Origin of the sequence: Cellvibrio sp. UBA7671 (assembly GCA_002483145.1) — a bacterium.
Lineage (GTDB): Bacteria > Pseudomonadota > Gammaproteobacteria > Pseudomonadales > Cellvibrionaceae > Cellvibrio > Cellvibrio fibrivorans.
The window spans coordinates 106,051-121,678 of the sequence record DLHJ01000012.1 but is presented as its reverse complement, the minus strand read 5'-3'; the positions used below and the strand labels follow the sequence as shown (position 1 = coordinate 121,678).

Below are 15,628 nucleotides of genomic sequence, written 5' to 3'. Positions count from 1 at the left end.
AGTTACACAGGTTATCCACAGTTAAATCGAGTTTTATGGTGTAAATAGTTGTTTTTAATACTATTTTGATTGTGATCCAACACTCATGTGTACAAACCTGTGGGTGTGGATGACAAAAGCTGGGCAGACTTTTGGGGATAAGTCGCTTTTTTCTCCACTTCTGTATAACAAAGGCTTTTACAACCAGCTTCCGAGCAGCTTAAGACCAGCTTGCGCGATGCTTTTCCAGTTCCTTATCCTGCAATTAACCTATTGAAAAATAATTACTTTCTTGGTTTATCCACAGAAATATCGCGCTATATATATAACAACATCTTTTAAATACCTAAATAACAATACATATATTCATTTCATAAAATATTTTCCTTTGTTGTAACAGCGAGCTGTTTTTTTGAATAACTAAAAACGCATGCGATCTACAAACAGGACTTAGGTATTTGAGTTGAAACGCTTAGCGGCGGGAGTTCTCAGTTGAGCCCATATGGAGGGTTAAAATTTATATTGATTAATCCCTGTACAAGTTTTGTGCAAACCGCTGACAAGCCCTATAATGTCGCCCCTTTTGTCCCTCGCCTGTCCAAGGTATTTGTACGCAGCCCGGCTGCAAGGTAGTAAGCGATGATTTTCCCGGATCGTTTTGATGTGATTGTGATCGGCGGCGGCCATGCTGGTACTGAGGCATGCTTAGCTTCCGCGCGTATGGGCTGTAAGACTTTGCTGCTGTCGCACAACATCGAAACCCTCGGCCAAATGTCTTGTAACCCGGCCATTGGCGGGATTGGCAAAAGCCATCTGGTAAAAGAAATCGATGCCATGGGCGGTGCTATGGCACTGGCTACCGACAAAGGCGGCATCCAGTTTCGCGTCCTCAATGCGCGCAAAGGTCCTGCAGTGCGGGCGACCCGTGCGCAAGCTGACCGCATCCTCTACAAAGCGGCGATCCGCGAAACCTTGGAAAACCAGGAAAACCTATGGATTTTCCAACAAGCCGCTGACGATCTGATTGTGGAAAACGATCAAGTACGCGGTGTGGTTACACAGATGGGCCTGAAATTTATGGCCAATCAAGTCGTCTTGACTGCCGGTACTTTCCTTGGTGGTTTGATCCACATCGGCATGCAAAATTATTCCGGTGGTCGCGCGGGTGATCCGCCGTCGATTGCACTGTCAAAACGCCTGCGTGAATTACCGCTGCGCGTTGACCGTCTAAAAACCGGTACGCCGCCGCGCGTGGATGCACGCACGGTCAACTTGGCTGTACTGGAAAAACAATACGGCGATGAGCCGCGCCCGGTGATGTCGGTGATGGGCAACCGCGCCATGCAACCGCAACAAATTTGTTGTTACATTACCCACACCAATGAAAAAACCCACGATGTAATTCGTCGCAACCTCGATCGCTCGCCCATGTACTCGGGCGTGATTGAAGGAATCGGCCCGCGCTACTGCCCGTCGATTGAAGATAAAATCCACCGCTTCGCGGATAAGGATTCTCACCAGGTATTTATCGAGCCGGAAGGTTTGACTACCCACGAACTTTACCCGAACGGAATTTCCACTAGCTTGCCGTTTGATGTGCAGCTGGAAATCGTGCGCTCGATGAAAGGGTTTGAAAACGCTCACATCCTGCGCCCTGGTTACGCCATTGAATACGATTATTTCAATCCGCAAGATTTGCAACACAGCCTGGAAACCAAAGTGATCGGCGGTTTATTTTTTGCCGGCCAGATCAACGGCACCACCGGTTACGAAGAAGCCGGTGCACAAGGTTTGCTTGCGGGAATAAACGCGGCGCTGCGCGCGCAAGAAAAAGCGGCCTGGTGCCCAACACGCGACCAAGCTTACGTCGGGGTATTGGTGGACGACTTGATTACCCTCGGCACCAAGGAACCTTACCGCATGTTTACCAGCCGCGCCGAATACCGGTTGTTGTTGCGCGAAGACAACGCAGATTTGCGCTTAACTGAAAAAGCGCGCGAGTTTGGTTTGATTGGTGATGCGCAGTGGAAAATTTTCTGCGACAAGCGCGAGCAGATTGCGCTTGAGCAAGAGCGTCTTCGCTCTACCTGGATTCAAGCTGGTTCATCGGAAGCAGAATTGGTTGAGCAAAAAATCCAAACTAAATTAACGCGCGAATACAGTTTGATGGATTTGTTGCGCCGCCCGGAATTGAGCTACACCGATATCGCCTCGCTTAAAGGTAAAGCTATCGCCAATGAAGCAGCGGCTGAACAAGTAGAAATTGAAGCAAAATATTCTGGCTATATCGAACGTCAACAGGAAGATGTGGATCGTTTGCGTGCATATGAAAATACGATTATTCCGGATGACTTTGATTATTCGGTGGTTGATGGACTGTCCAATGAGGTCAAACAAAAATTGACCGCTGCGCGGCCACAAACGCTAGCGCGTGCAGCGCGAATTTCCGGCATTACGCCAGCGGCGATTTCGCTGGTGTTGATTTATCTGAAAAAACGCGGTGTGTTAAAACGCTTGCAGGAAGATGCTCCGGAACAACAAGCATCGTAATTGTGAAAAATCGATGGGTATCGCTTAGGCTCCACCCATCCTACAAAAAGCCTATAGCGAATTTATTAAAGAGAGACGAGTGACGGATTTAAACACTGAATTACGCGCGCAATTGTTGCGCGGCGCCATTGAGATGTCGGTTGCGCTGAGTGAAGGCCAAATTGAAAAGTTGTTGGCCTATGTGCGCGAGTTCGAAAAATGGAACAAAGCCTATAATCTATCGGCGGTGCGCGATATTCGCCAAATGGTAGCGCGTCATCTGCTGGATAGCTTAAGTGTGGTGCCTTGGTTTACTGCCAATAAAAATTTTTCCGCTACGCGGATAATTGATGTCGGCACCGGCGGTGGCCTGCCGGGAATTCCATTGGCTATTATGTTCCCGGAAAAACAATTTACCCTTCTCGATAGCAACGGTAAAAAAACCCGCTTTTTATTTCATGTTAAAACCCTGCTGGGGTTAACCAATGTAACGGTTGAGAATCGGCGGGTCGAAGAATTTCAACCCGAGCAAAAATTTGATGCAGTGATAAGCCGTGCCTTCGCCAGTTTGCAAGATATGACCGACGGTTGTGCACATATGTTGGTGCCGGGCGGAATTTTTCTGGCGATGAAAGGGATATTTCCGCAAGATGAACTTGCACCTATCGCTGGCAAAATTGAATTACTAGAAAGTGTAAAGCTGTTGGTTGCCGAAACAGATGGCGAGCGCCACCTGTTAGTCTTGCAGCCGAAACAATAAAAATTTTTCAACCACTGGGTGGTTATAGGATTTTCACTTGACCAAGATATACGCCATTGCCAATCAAAAAGGTGGAGTCGGTAAAACAACCACCTGCGTGAATTTAGCTGCATCACTGGTAGCGACAAAAAAGCGTGTCTTGCTGGTGGACCTCGACCCACAGGGCAACGCCACTATGGGCAGTGGTGTCAACAAAAATGAAATTGAAGAAAATATTTACGATGTGTTGACCGAGCGCGCTGCGATCAAAGATTGCATAGTGGTTTCGGAAAGCGGCAAATACCATGTGCTGCCCGCCAATGGCGATTTAACCGCGGCCGAAGTTGAAATGCTCGCGCTGGATAACAAAGAGCGCCGTCTACAAAATGCACTCAATCAGGTGCGCGACCAATACGATTATATTCTTATCGACTGCCCACCTTCGCTTAACATGCTCACCTTGAATGCACTTGCCGCCTGTGACGGCGTCATTATTGCGATGCAGTGTGAGTATTATGCATTGGAAGGTTTATCGGCATTGGTTGGTACTATTAATCAAATTCAGAAAGTATTGAATCCCAATTTAAAAATCGAAGGCTTACTGCGCACTATGTATGATCCGCGCAATAGTTTGACCAACGATGTATCGGCGCAATTGCAGCAGCATTTTGGCGATCGCTTATACCGCACTTGCATCCCGCGCAATGTGCGTCTTGCGGAAGCGCCAAGTTTCGGCATGCCGGTGTTGGCGTTTGATCGCCAATCCAAAGGCGCAATTGCCTACCTCGCGCTGGCCGGTGAAATTTTGCGCCGCAACGAAACGCCAAAACAATCCGCCGCTGCGGCAGAAACCCTCTAACAAAAAATTGAAATAAGGCTGGTTGAGATGTCGACAAAACGCAAAGGATTAGGAAAAGGCTTGGATGCACTTTTGAGTGCTGGTTTGGGTGTAACTGCACCTGCGCCCGAAATGCCGATCAATCCTGCGGAAGTAGATAGCAAACTCGATTATCGCGATGGCAAGCTCGCACATTTACCGGTGGAATTAATCCAGCGCGGCAAATACCAGCCGCGCCGCGATATGCACACTGAAGCTCTGGAAGAGTTGGCGGAATCGATCAAAGCCCAAGGCGTGATGCAGCCGATTGTGGTGCGCCCGATTGGTGAAGGCCGCTACGAAATTATCGCCGGTGAACGCCGCTGGCGCGCTACCCAAATTGCCGGCTTGGATAAAATCCCTGCAGTGATTCGCGATGTCCCCGATGAAGCCGCAATTGCGATGGCGCTGATCGAAAATATCCAGCGTGAAAATTTAAATCCGATTGAAGAAGCAGTTGCGCTCAAACGCTTGCAAGACGAATTTGAATTGACCCACGCGGAAGTGGCGCAAGCAGTCGGTAAATCGCGTACAACTATCACCAACTTGCTGCGTCTGATTGCCTTGAGCGACGAAGTCAAAACCCTGCTCGAACACGGCGATTTGGAAATGGGTCATGCGCGGGCGTTGTTGACCCTCGACGATGAAACCCAGCGCGCGATTGCACGGCAAATCGTCGCCAAGGGGCTGTCGGTACGCCAGACGGAAGCCTTGGTGCGTTTGCACCAGGAAGGACAACATACCGACAAAGTAAAACCCGAAGTTACCGTCTCTGCCGATATTCGCCGTTTACAAGATCAGCTTTCCGATACGTTGGGTGCAGGAGTTGAAATCCAGCATGGTTCCAAGGGTAAGGGAAAATTGGTGATTAGCTATAATTCGCTCGATGAACTGGATGGTATCCTTGGCCATATCAAATAAATTTATTCCTTTTCCCGCTTTGCTGGCACCTGTGCAAAGGGTGCCATTTCCCTACATCTAGTTACCGATCCCGACTCTAAACACAAATTGCAGTAATCGATAAATTGGTTGCTAAATTTACAGCAAATTTACTAGGCAGTTTTTATGTTTGGTGTTAGCGGGACGGTTGCTGCTGGGGGGCTTAATCTCTATAATGCGCCACGTTTGGGCGTCTGGAACATAAGCATGTTACTAATGGTAATAAGCAGCTCTTTGTGACAGAATGCCGCCGCAAAAAATGAGGGCGGAATCCAGAATGTCGCGTTATCTCAAAGGGCGTGACTTTGCTCTTCAGACAGTGGCGGTCCAGCTATTGGTAACCTTGGCGTTAAGTGCCTTGGGTCTTGCGGTCAATAAGCAGATCGCAATTTCATTGTTTGTCGGTGGAATTATTTGTGTGACGGCCAACTTGTGGCTGGCACTAGTGGCGTTTCGTCCCCGATTGGGCGCGCCACCCCAAAAGATACTCGCCGCTTTTTACACGGGTGAGCTTGGAAAATTTGTAATCACAGCCTTGATGTTTTTGCTGGCCTTTAAGCAGATTGGGTTTTTAAAAGAAACCGCTTACGCCGCAACCATGATTTTGGCTTATGTGATGGTCCAGGTAATTGCCTGGCTATATCCGCTAGTCCGCAGCCCCGGTGGGCGCCGCTAGTGTGAACCGATTTCAACTTTGGTCATTTGGGATTTAACGATGTCATCCGCTGAACACGCAGAAGTTCTAACATCTTCAGAATATATCAAACACCACCTTACCAACCTCACCTATGGCAAGTTGCCTGATGGTACTTGGGGATTTGCGCATAATAGCGACGAAGCTGCACAAATGGGCTTTTGGGCTGTTAACGTAGATACCATGGGTTGGTCGTTATTTTTAGGTGCGCTGTTTTTCTTTATTTTCCGCAGCGTTGCTAAGAAAGTAACCTCCGATGTACCCACCGGTGCACAAAACGCAGTTGAATTCGCTATCGAGTTTGTTGATAGCAATGTAAAGAGTATGTTCCCTTACAAAAACAAAATGATTGGGCCTATGGCACTAACGATTTTTGTATGGGTATTTTTCATGAATGCGATGGATTTGATTGCCATCGATCTTCTGCCAGAAATTGCTAAATTAGTTGGTGTTTCACTTGGCGCTGATCCTCACGCGGTGTTCTTTAAAGTCGTTCCCTCAACTGATCCTAACATCACGCTGGGTATGGCATCTTGTGTTTTCATTCTGATCCTGTGGTACAGCATTACCCAAAAAGGTGTAATAGGATTTATTAAAGAATTTACCTTACACCCTTTCAGCAGCAGTAATCCCATTGTGCAAACCTTGTTTATTCCAGTAAATCTGGTGCTTGAACTGCCCGGTTTGTTTGCCAAGCCGGTATCGCTCGGCTTGCGTCTGTTCGGTAATCTCTACGCTGGTGAAATTATCTTTATCCTGATTGCGATTTTGTACGGCGCTGGATATTTGTTCGCAGGTGTTGCTGGTTTGATCCAGATAGTATGGGCACTCTTCCATATTTTGATCATCTATCTTCAAGCGTTGATTTTCATGGTGCTGACAATTGTTTATATGAGTTTGTCTTACCAAACCGATGAGCAGCATTAAGTTTTTTAGTTTGTTTTTTTAAGTTTTTGTTTTTCGTTTTTTATTTTTTATCAACTTAAGTAGGAGAAAACACTGTGACTGAAGCTCAAGCTTTGATTTATCTGGCAGGTGCACTGGTAATTGGTTTAGGTGCTGTAGGTGCTGCGATTGGTGTAGGTATTCTTGGTGGTAAATTTTTGGAAGGCGGCGCTCGTCAACCAGAATTGATCCCAATGTTGCGTACCCAATTCTTCGTTGTTATGGGTCTGGTCGATGCGGTTCCAATGATTGGTGTTGGTATCGGCATGTACATCCTGTTTGCTACAGGCGCCTAATTTTAAGTAGTCGCGTTAGCGATTAATCCCTCTAACAAAGGCATCTAAACGTGAACCTGAACGCAACTTTTATCGGTCAGATGGTGGCATTTGTCATCTTTATTTATCTGACACATCGTTTTGTATGGCCACCCATTGTTGCGGCAATGGCTGAGCGTACCAAGCGTATCGCTGATGGTCTCCAGGCTGCGGATAAAGCTGAAAAAGATCTCGAATTGGCCAAACAGAAAGTGGTTGAGCAACTGACATCTGCAAAGAAAGAAGCGGCCATCATTATCGATCAAGCCAACAAGCGCGCTATCGAAATTGTTGAAGAAGCAAAAGAGAAAGCCCGTTTGGAAGGTGATCGTCTGAAAGCCTCTGCCCAAGCTGAAATTGAACAGGCTACCAGCCGTGCGCGCGAAGAACTGCGCAGCAAAGTGGTAACCCTGGCATTGGCTGGTGCAGAAAAGATTCTCGAATCTTCTATCGATCAAAATGCTCACAACGAGTTGGTAAACAAACTCGCTGCCGAGCTCTAAGAGAGGTAGATATGGCTGAACTGACCACCTTGGCTAGACCTTATGCCAAAGCAGCATTTGAATTCGCCTTGGCTGCAAACAAGTTGCAGTCATGGTTTGAAGCTCTGGAAGTTTCAGCCGCTGTAGCAGAACAAGATCAGGTGAAAAAAGCCTTGGGCGTATCTGGTCTGTCTGCCGCACAGAAAGCTTCCATCTTTGTACAAGTTTGTGGTGAGAAGATGGATGAAAATCAACAGAATTTCATCCGCACCCTTGCGAGCAATAAACGTCTGGCGCTTCTTCCGTTTGTGAAAGAGCTGTTCGCCAGAATGAAAGCCCAGCAAGAAAAAACCATCGATGTTGAGGTGACCGCAGCTTATGAGTTGCCGGTTGACTTGATAAACAAATTGGCTCAAGCACTGAGCGCCAAGTTGGATCGTAAAGTCAGTGTTCAAGGCTCGGTTGATAAGAGCCTGCTGGGTGGTGTTGTTATCCACACCGGCGACATGGTGATTGACGGTTCAGTACGTGGTCGCTTGGCGAAGCTCGCCGAAGCAATGAAATCCTAATGTTAGGGTCGAGGAACAGAGCATGCAGCAACTGAATCCTTCTGAAATCAGTGAAATTATCAAGCAGCGCATCGCTGGCCTTGAGTTTTCAACAGAAGCACAAAACGAAGGTACTGTCGTTTCCGTAACAGACGGTATTATTCGTATTCACGGTCTCGCCGATGTTATGTACGGTGAGATGATTGAATTTGAAGGCGGCATCTACGGGATGGCACTGAACCTGGAGCGCGACTCTGTAGGTGCAGTAATTCTCGGCGATTACCGCGGTGTGGCCGAAGGCCAAAAATGTAAGTGTACTGGCCGTATTCTGGAAGTTCCTGTTGGTCCGGAAGTATTGGGTCGTGTACTCGACGCATTGGGTAACCCGATTGACGGCAAGGGTCCACTCAACACCAAAATGACCGACGCGATCGAAAAAATTGCGCCCGGCGTAATTTGGCGTAAGTCGGTTGACCAGCCAGTACAAATTGGTTTGAAAGCCATTGATGCGATGGTACCTATCGGCCGCGGCCAGCGTGAGCTGATCATCGGCGACCGTCAAATCGGTAAAACCGCCATTGCGGTTGATGCGATCATCAACCAAAAAGGTTCTGGCATTAAATGTATTTATGTTGCTATCGGCCAGAAAGCATCTTCTGTAGCAAGCGTTGTACGCAAGCTCGAAGAGCACGGCGCTATGGATCACACCGTTGTGATCGCAGCGACTGCTTCTGATCCAGCTGCTATGCAATTCCTTGCAGCCTTCACCGGTTGCACCATGGGTGAATACTTCCGCGACCGTGGTCAAGATGCACTGATTATTTATGACGACTTGACCAAGCAAGCTTGGGCTTACCGTCAAATTTCTCTGTTGCTGCGTCGTCCACCGGGCCGTGAAGCTTATCCCGGCGACGTATTCTATCTCCACTCCCGTCTGCTTGAGCGCGCTTCTCGTGTAAGCGAAGCTTATGTTGAGAAATTCACCAAAGGTGAAGTGAAAGGTAAAACCGGTTCTTTGACCGCGCTGCCAATCATTGAAACCCAAGCAGGTGACGTGTCTGCATTCGTTCCAACTAACGTGATTTCTATTACCGATGGACAGATCTTCCTTGAGTCGTCCATGTTCAACTCAGGTATTCGTCCTGCGATGAACGCCGGTATTTCGGTATCGCGCGTAGGTGGTGCTGCACAAACTAAAGTGGTTAAAAAGCTCTCTGGTGGTATCCGTACCGCACTGGCGCAATACCGCGAACTGGCTGCGTTTTCGCAGTTTGCTTCCGATTTGGACGAAGCGACCAAATCACAGTTGGAACACGGTCAACGTGTTACCGAATTGATGAAGCAAAAGCAATTTGCTCCATTCAGTGTTTCGCAAATGGCGCTGGTCTTGTTTGCTGCTAACGAAGGTCATCTGAAAGATATCGCCGTTAACAAGGTGCTGGATTTTGAAGCTGCCCTGCTCTCTTTCGCAAAATCAGAAATCGCTGACACTATGGCTCACATAGATGCTACTGGCGATTGGAATGGCGAACTGGAAGGCAAGTTCAAAGAGCTGATCACCAAGCTGAAAGCAAGCCGCACCTGGTAATTTGGCGGTCAATAAAAGCCGGTGATGCATCGGCTTTTATGACCTCAAGCGTCTTAGGCCGTTAACCTGAGTTCGAGAGTATGGCAAGCACTAAAGAAATCCGGACGCAAATTTCGAGCGTCAAAAGCACGCAGAAAATTACCAGCGCGATGGAAATGGTCGCTGCAAGTAAAATGCGTCGTGCGCAAGACCGTATGCAATTGGGCAAACCTTACGCCAATCGCATCCGCGAAGTAGTCGGGCACTTGGCTAACTCCAGCCCCGAGTACAAACACCGTTTTATGAAAGAGCGCGAAGTGAAGCGCGTTGGTTATGTTCTGGTGTCCAGTGATCGCGGTCTCTGCGGTGGTTTAAACACTAATCTGTTTAAAGCAGCGATTAGAGATATGAAATCCTGGAACGACAAGGGCATTGCCATTGATCTGTGTCTGGTGGGTGCAAAAGCGGCCCAGTTTTTCAAAAGTTTTGGTGGCAATGTAGTTGCTTCCACACGCGATATCGGCGAAGCCCCTGTGGTTGCTGATCTTATCGGCAGTGTGAAAGTCATGCTCGATGCATTTGAGGAAGGCAAGATCGATAAGCTGTTTATGGTGAGCAACGATTTTGTTAACACCATGACGCAAGCGCCGAAAGTTCGCCAGTTGTTGCCTCTGGTGGCCGAAGAAAATACCAAGTTGAAACATCACTGGGATTATATCTACGAGCCGGATGCTGAGTTCCTGTTGAAAGGTTTGTTGACTCGCTTTATTGAATCGCAAGTCTATCAAGCGGTAGTTGAAAACGCGGCCTGTGAGCAGGCAGCGCGTATGATTGCGATGAAAAGCGCAACCGACAACGCCGGTGAATTGATTGATAGTTTGAAACTGATTTACAACAAAGCGCGTCAGTCAGCCATTACGCAAGAGCTGTCAGAAATCGTCGGCGGTGCAGCAGCGGTATCTTGATACCCTGCTCCCATCCGTGCGCAGCAAGCCAAACTGTTTTTGTGTTTAATCTTTCAGCCCCCTGAGTTTTAATAAAAGGGATCTGAGATTTCTGGAACAAAGAGGAACCGGAAATGAGTAGCGGACGTATCGTTCAGATTATCGGCGCGGTTATCGATGTGGAATTCCCACGCGATGCAGTGCCTAAAGTTTATGATGCACTGGTCATCACAGATGGCAACCTGACCCTCGAAGTTCAACAGCAATTGGGCGACGGTGTTGTGCGCACGATTGCATTGGGCTCTTCCGAAGGTTTGCGTCGCGGCCTGGTTGTGACCAACACCAACGAACCAATCCGTGTACCTGTGGGCAAAGAAACCCTGGGTCGCATTATGGATGTGTTGGGCAACCCAATTGACGAGGCTGGTCCAATCGGCGAACAAGAGCGTATGCAGATTCACCGCGCTGCGCCCAAGTACGAAGAGCTGTCAGCGTCAGATGACCTGCTCGAAACCGGTATCAAAGTAATCGACCTGGTTTGCCCCTTTGCTAAAGGCGGTAAAGTCGGTTTGTTCGGTGGTGCGGGTGTAGGCAAAACCGTAAACATGATGGAACTCATCAACAACATCGCTAAAGAACACAGCGGTTTGTCGGTGTTTGCCGGTGTAGGTGAGCGTACCCGTGAAGGGAACGACTTCTACCACGAAATGAAAGAATCCAACGTAGTCGATAAAGTTGCGATGGTATACGGCCAAATGAACGAGCCGCCGGGGAACCGTCTGCGCGTTGCTTTGACTGGTCTGACGATGGCGGAGAAATTCCGTGACGAAGGTAAAGACGTTCTTTTCTTCGTAGACAACATCTACCGTTACACCCTGGCTGGTACTGAAGTATCTGCATTGCTGGGTCGTATGCCTTCAGCAGTAGGTTACCAACCGACGCTGGCGGAAGAAATGGGCGTTCTGCAAGAGCGTATTACTTCTACCAAGATTGGCTCTATTACCTCTGTTCAAGCCGTATACGTACCAGCGGATGACTTGACCGACCCATCGCCAGCAACCACCTTTGCGCACTTGGACTCAACTGTAGTACTGAGCCGTGATATCGCTGCAAAAGGTATTTACCCGGCGATCGATCCACTGGATTCAACTTCACGTCAGTTGGACCCAATGATCATTGGTAACGATCACTATGAAGTAGCGCGCGGTGTACAAACCGTACTGCAACGTTACAAAGAGTTGAAAGATATCATCGCGATTTTGGGTATGGATGAATTGTCAGAAGAAGACAAACAAACCGTATCCCGTGCGCGTAAAATCGAGCGTTTCCTGTCACAGCCTTTCCACGTAGCCGAAGTATTTACCGGTTCACCGGGCAAATACGTTCCACTGAAAGAAACCATTCGCGGTTTCAAAGGCTTGTTGGCCGGTGATTACGATCACTTGCCAGAACAAGCTTTCTACATGGTAGGTACTATCGACGAAGCGGTCGAAAAAGCTGCCAAACTCAAGTAATCGCCAACCCCCGTGTTAAACCGCGGGGGTTGTCTGCTGTCCTGTTGCAGGGCAGCGTTATTTCAGTGAAGAGACACAAGTATGGCCATGACTATTCAATGCGATATCGTCAGTGCTGAGCGTGAAATTTTCACCGGCTTGGTGGAGATGGTAATTACCACCGGTAGCCTGGGTGAAGTAGGTATTGCCTATGGTCACGCGCCATTGCTGACCGGTATCAAGCCAGGTCCTGTGCGTCTTATCAAACAAGGCGGCACCGAAGAAATTTATTTCGTTTCCGGTGGTTTCCTTGAAGTTCAGCCTTATCACGTCACTGTATTGGCAGATACTGCCTTGCGTGCCGACGATATGGATGAAGCTGCGGCATTAGAAGCACAGCAACTGGCGCAACAACAGCTGTCGGAGCAATCCAGCGAGATTGATTTCCAACGCGCTGCCGCACAATTGGCAGAAGCTGCTGCCCAATTGCGAACCCTGCAAGCGATTAAACGCAAAGCAGGTAAGTAAGCGGTTAGTGTTGAACCTGAAAAAGGCGACTTTCGAGTCGCCTTTTTTATTGGATGCGCTTTTTGTTTTAACGAGACATTGCCATTTCAATAGTGACTTAAATCGTTAAAATGCAGCAATTACCTTAGTGCTAACAATCGATAAGCTGAACACCACTCCTCTTCGAAACTCCAAAGGACTCTATCATGCTCGACATCCTCGTTCTCGCCGCCGGTAAAGGCACCCGCATGCGTTCCGACTTACCCAAAGTTTTGCACCCGATTGGCGGCAAAGCCCTGGTGCAACATGTAGTCGATACGGCGCGGCAAGTGGGTGGTGAGCAGATCCTGATTATCGTTGGCCATGGAGCGGAAAAAGTGGAACAACAGATGGCCGCGCCCGATGTGAAATTTGTCCTGCAAGCGCAGCAACTCGGCACTGGCCACGCGGTACAACAAGCCCTGCCCCAACTTAGAAATGATGCAACCGTATTAATCCTCTACGGCGATGTGCCGCTCACCCGCGCTGAAACCCTGCAAAAACTTATCGCCGGTGTGAATGAAACCCAAATGGGTTTGCTCACAGTGAATATGCAAGACCCAACCGGCTACGGTCGAATTGTGCGCGATAATTCCGGTGCAGTGATTGCGATTGTCGAGCACAAAGATGCGAGCGACGCGCAGAAAAAAATCGCCGAGATCAATACCGGTATCATGGCCGTCAAAGCAGTGCATTTAAAAAAATGGTTACCGCAATTAAAAAACAATAATGCCCAGGGCGAATTTTACCTGACCGATATTATCGCCATGGCCAAAGCCGATGGTGTTGCGATCCATGTTGAGCAACCCAATGCAGTTGAAGAAGTAGAAGGTATTAATAATCGCCAACAACAGGCGGCACTTGAACGCTTTTACCAAAAACAAAAAGCCAATGAGTTGATGGTGGCGGGGGTGACTCTACTCGATCCATCGCGCATTGATATTCGCGGAAATCTAACCGCTGGTCGCGATGTGGTTATCGATGTGAATTGTGTATTTGAAGGTGATGTTGTGCTTGGTGATGGCGTTGTCATTGAACCTAACAGCATCATCATCAATAGCAAAATTGGCAACAATTCCCATATCAAAGCTTTTAGCCATATTGAAGATTCGGCGCTCGCGGCGAACTGCGATATAGGCCCTTACGCGCGTTTGCGCCCGGGAACCCAGCTTGCGGACGACGTAAAAATAGGCAACTTTGTTGAAACTAAAAAAGCCGTGATCGCCAAGGGCAGCAAAGTGAATCACTTGAGTTATATCGGCGATGCCACTATCGGCAGCAAGGTGAATGTGGGTGCAGGGACTATCACTTGTAATTACGATGGTGTAAATAAATTCAAAACCGAAATTGGCGACAACGCGTTTATCGGCTCCAACTCGGCATTGGTTGCACCGGTAAAAATTGGTGCGGGCGCCACTGTAGGTGCAGGGTCAATTATCACCAAAGATGTTGAAACTGCAGAGCTGGCGATTGCGCGCAGCAAGCAGCGCAATATTCAGGGGTGGGAGCGTCCCACAAAAAAATAAAGTATGAAGTATATAAAATGTAAAACGAGGCCAAGCGCCTCGTTTTTTATGGAACCTGCCTAATATTTAAGGAGCGTTTTATGCGCATGAATGTAAGCACCAAACTCTGGTTGGCTTTTGTCGGCACCATAACGCTGTGCGTGTTGGCGCTCTATCTTTTATTGCATAACAGCTTGCGCCAGGGTTTCCTGGATTACACATCAAAACAATCTGTGCAGCGCTTGGAAATATTACGCAGTGCCCTGGCTAATGTGTATGGCGAAGACAATTCATTCCATGCACTTGAAACCAATCCATCGCGTTGGCTTGAGTTAAAAGACATAATTTTTGCTGAAAGCGAGTCCCTGTTTGAAGGCCTTCCGGCAACACCAGAGGCTGAAGCGAGCGCTCCGCGTGCCTATTATCGCGAGTTTGTCAGTAGTATCAGTTTGCATGACGCGAATAAAAAATTATTGCTGGGTGTTAACAAACCCAACCAAACATTGGATTGGATTCCAGTGACCAATGCAAACCAGCTGGTTGGTTTTATCGGCTTTGTAAAACCCACTGTTGTGAGTAGGCAGCAAGACCAAAATTTTATCCAGCACCAGTTTAAAATCTTCAGCATTATCAGTTTATTTGTGTTGGTGATTGCGACGATTGTTGCAACCCTACTGGCGCGACGAATCAGCCAGCCGTTGACTACCCTCGCTCAAAAGGCCCATGCATTGGCGTCTGGCGATTATTCGCAAACAATTCCGGTTACTAGCCAAGATGAAATCGGCCAACTCTGCAATAGTTTTAATCAGCTCAGTGAAGCGCTGGCGGCAAACCAACAATCGCGTGCACTTTGGGTTGCCGATATTTCCCATGAAATGCGCACACCGCTTTCTGTGCTCAAAGTGCAAATAGAAGCGATGCAGGATGGAATTCGACCCGCTAACTATGAAAACCTTGCATTGCTCTATGAAAAAATTCTAGGGTTGAGCAATTTGATCGATGATTTATTTGAACTGTCATTGTCTGACGTGGGGGCACTTAGCTACAACAAAAAAACTATTTCTCTCGCACCTTTGGTCAAAACCTGCGTTCAACATTTTCAAGTGAAAGCGGAAGCGGCGGATTTAACGTTAAAAGACAATATCGATGTAACTCAAGACTACTCAATAGTCGCTGATAGCGACCGACTGCAACAGTTATTCAGCAACTTGTTGGAAAACTCCATACGCTACACTGATGCGGGTGGTGAGATTCAGGTGGGCATCAGCACCAGCGATACGAAAGTTTTCATCACTTTTGATGACAGTGCGCCCGGCGTGGCACCTGAGCAATATGACAAAATTTTTGAGCGACTTTTCCGGTTGGAAAATTCACGCAGTCGCGCAACGGGCGGCGCGGGCTTGGGCTTGGCGATTTGTAAAAATATCGTCAATGCACATCAAGGCAATATTAGGGCGGGTACTTCGGCATTTGGTGGATTGCAAATTTGCATCGAGTTACCCAAAGCCCAACAATAAATATCCATCG

General features: G+C 48.0%; 15 protein-coding genes. All 15 read left to right on the top strand.

Annotation, left to right across the window (positions count from 1 at the left end; genetic code table 11):
- The first annotated feature begins 618 nt into the window (after nt 1-618).
- The 15 genes from mnmG to B4E62_RS08875 all read left to right on the top strand — a co-directional run bounded on the left by mnmG (nt 619) and on the right by B4E62_RS08875 (nt 15,618).
- Complete coding sequence (gene mnmG, locus B4E62_RS08945) at nt 619-2,529, top strand: tRNA uridine-5-carboxymethylaminomethyl(34) synthesis enzyme MnmG (protein WP_331351816.1); 1,911 nt, start codon at nt 619-621, stop codon at nt 2,527-2,529.
- 133 nt (nt 2,530-2,662) lie between these two features.
- On the top strand, nt 2,663-3,268 hold the full coding sequence (gene rsmG, locus B4E62_RS08940) for a 16S rRNA (guanine(527)-N(7))-methyltransferase RsmG (RefSeq protein ID WP_374725251.1): 606 nt from the start codon (nt 2,663-2,665) through the stop codon (nt 3,266-3,268).
- Nucleotides 3,269-3,305: 37 nt separating this feature from the next.
- Nucleotides 3,306-4,106: a ParA family protein gene (locus B4E62_RS08935; RefSeq protein WP_310069161.1), complete on the top strand. Its 801-nt coding sequence runs from the start codon at nt 3,306-3,308 to the stop codon at nt 4,104-4,106.
- A 27-nt stretch (nt 4,107-4,133) separates the two neighbouring features.
- Nucleotides 4,134-5,045, top strand: a complete 912-nt coding sequence (locus B4E62_RS08930; RefSeq protein ID WP_331351815.1) for a ParB/RepB/Spo0J family partition protein — start codon at nt 4,134-4,136, stop codon at nt 5,043-5,045.
- A 295-nt stretch (nt 5,046-5,340) separates the two neighbouring features.
- The gene (locus B4E62_RS08925) at nt 5,341-5,739 is read left to right on the top strand and encodes an ATP synthase subunit I (protein WP_331351814.1); all 399 of its coding nucleotides are present in this window, start codon (nt 5,341-5,343) and stop codon (nt 5,737-5,739) included.
- Nucleotides 5,740-5,778: 39 nt separating this feature from the next.
- Nucleotides 5,779-6,684 carry a F0F1 ATP synthase subunit A gene (gene atpB, locus B4E62_RS08920; RefSeq protein WP_331351813.1) on the top strand — a complete coding sequence of 302 codons (906 nt, stop codon included), beginning with the start codon at nt 5,779-5,781 and terminating at the stop codon, nt 6,682-6,684.
- A gap of 74 nt (nt 6,685-6,758) precedes the next feature.
- Nucleotides 6,759-6,998: a F0F1 ATP synthase subunit C gene (gene atpE, locus B4E62_RS08915; RefSeq protein WP_039916140.1), complete on the top strand. Its 240-nt coding sequence runs from the start codon at nt 6,759-6,761 to the stop codon at nt 6,996-6,998.
- A gap of 50 nt (nt 6,999-7,048) precedes the next feature.
- A complete protein-coding gene (locus B4E62_RS08910; RefSeq protein WP_310069180.1) occupies nt 7,049-7,519 on the top strand; it encodes a F0F1 ATP synthase subunit B in 471 nt (156 codons plus the stop codon).
- Nucleotides 7,520-7,530: 11 nt separating this feature from the next.
- Nucleotides 7,531-8,067: a F0F1 ATP synthase subunit delta gene (locus B4E62_RS08905; protein WP_310069182.1), complete on the top strand. Its 537-nt coding sequence runs from the start codon at nt 7,531-7,533 to the stop codon at nt 8,065-8,067.
- Nucleotides 8,068-8,089: 22 nt separating this feature from the next.
- Nucleotides 8,090-9,634 carry a F0F1 ATP synthase subunit alpha gene (atpA, locus tag B4E62_RS08900; RefSeq protein WP_310069185.1) on the top strand — a complete coding sequence of 515 codons (1,545 nt, stop codon included), beginning with the start codon at nt 8,090-8,092 and terminating at the stop codon, nt 9,632-9,634.
- Between the two features lie 80 nt (nt 9,635-9,714).
- The gene (gene atpG, locus B4E62_RS08895; protein ID WP_310069188.1) at nt 9,715-10,578 is read left to right on the top strand and encodes a F0F1 ATP synthase subunit gamma; all 864 of its coding nucleotides are present in this window, start codon (nt 9,715-9,717) and stop codon (nt 10,576-10,578) included.
- 113 nt (nt 10,579-10,691) lie between these two features.
- On the top strand, nt 10,692-12,071 hold the full coding sequence (gene atpD / locus B4E62_RS08890; protein ID WP_331351812.1) for a F0F1 ATP synthase subunit beta: 1,380 nt from the start codon (nt 10,692-10,694) through the stop codon (nt 12,069-12,071).
- Between the two features lie 81 nt (nt 12,072-12,152).
- The gene (locus B4E62_RS08885; protein ID WP_331351811.1) at nt 12,153-12,578 is read left to right on the top strand and encodes a F0F1 ATP synthase subunit epsilon; all 426 of its coding nucleotides are present in this window, start codon (nt 12,153-12,155) and stop codon (nt 12,576-12,578) included.
- 185 nt (nt 12,579-12,763) lie between these two features.
- Nucleotides 12,764-14,122 carry a bifunctional UDP-N-acetylglucosamine diphosphorylase/glucosamine-1-phosphate N-acetyltransferase GlmU gene (gene glmU / locus B4E62_RS08880; protein WP_331351810.1) on the top strand — a complete coding sequence of 453 codons (1,359 nt, stop codon included), beginning with the start codon at nt 12,764-12,766 and terminating at the stop codon, nt 14,120-14,122.
- An 80-nt stretch (nt 14,123-14,202) separates the two neighbouring features.
- Nucleotides 14,203-15,618: an ATP-binding protein gene (locus B4E62_RS08875; RefSeq protein WP_331351809.1), complete on the top strand. Its 1,416-nt coding sequence runs from the start codon at nt 14,203-14,205 to the stop codon at nt 15,616-15,618.
- The last annotated feature ends 10 nt before the right edge of the window (nt 15,619-15,628 follow it).

Bases quoted from the DNA above. Each gene is read 5' to 3' on its own strand.
- mnmG (WP_331351816.1), top strand. From the start codon at position 619: ATGATTTTCCCGGATCGTTTTGATGTGATTGTGATCGGCGGCGGCCAT.
- rsmG (WP_374725251.1), top strand. From the start codon at position 2,663: ATGTCGGTTGCGCTGAGTGAAGGCCAAATTGAAAAGTTGTTGGCCTAT.
- B4E62_RS08930 (WP_331351815.1), top strand. From the start codon at position 4,134: ATGTCGACAAAACGCAAAGGATTAGGAAAAGGCTTGGATGCACTTTTG.
- B4E62_RS08925 (WP_331351814.1), top strand. From the start codon at position 5,341: ATGTCGCGTTATCTCAAAGGGCGTGACTTTGCTCTTCAGACAGTGGCG.
- atpB (WP_331351813.1), top strand. From the start codon at position 5,779: ATGTCATCCGCTGAACACGCAGAAGTTCTAACATCTTCAGAATATATC.
- B4E62_RS08905 (WP_310069182.1), top strand. From the start codon at position 7,531: ATGGCTGAACTGACCACCTTGGCTAGACCTTATGCCAAAGCAGCATTT.
- atpA (WP_310069185.1), top strand. From the start codon at position 8,090: ATGCAGCAACTGAATCCTTCTGAAATCAGTGAAATTATCAAGCAGCGC.
- atpG (WP_310069188.1), top strand. From the start codon at position 9,715: ATGGCAAGCACTAAAGAAATCCGGACGCAAATTTCGAGCGTCAAAAGC.
- atpD (WP_331351812.1), top strand. From the start codon at position 10,692: ATGAGTAGCGGACGTATCGTTCAGATTATCGGCGCGGTTATCGATGTG.
- B4E62_RS08885 (WP_331351811.1), top strand. From the start codon at position 12,153: ATGGCCATGACTATTCAATGCGATATCGTCAGTGCTGAGCGTGAAATT.
- glmU (WP_331351810.1), top strand. From the start codon at position 12,764: ATGCTCGACATCCTCGTTCTCGCCGCCGGTAAAGGCACCCGCATGCGT.
- B4E62_RS08875 (WP_331351809.1), top strand. From the start codon at position 14,203: ATGCGCATGAATGTAAGCACCAAACTCTGGTTGGCTTTTGTCGGCACC.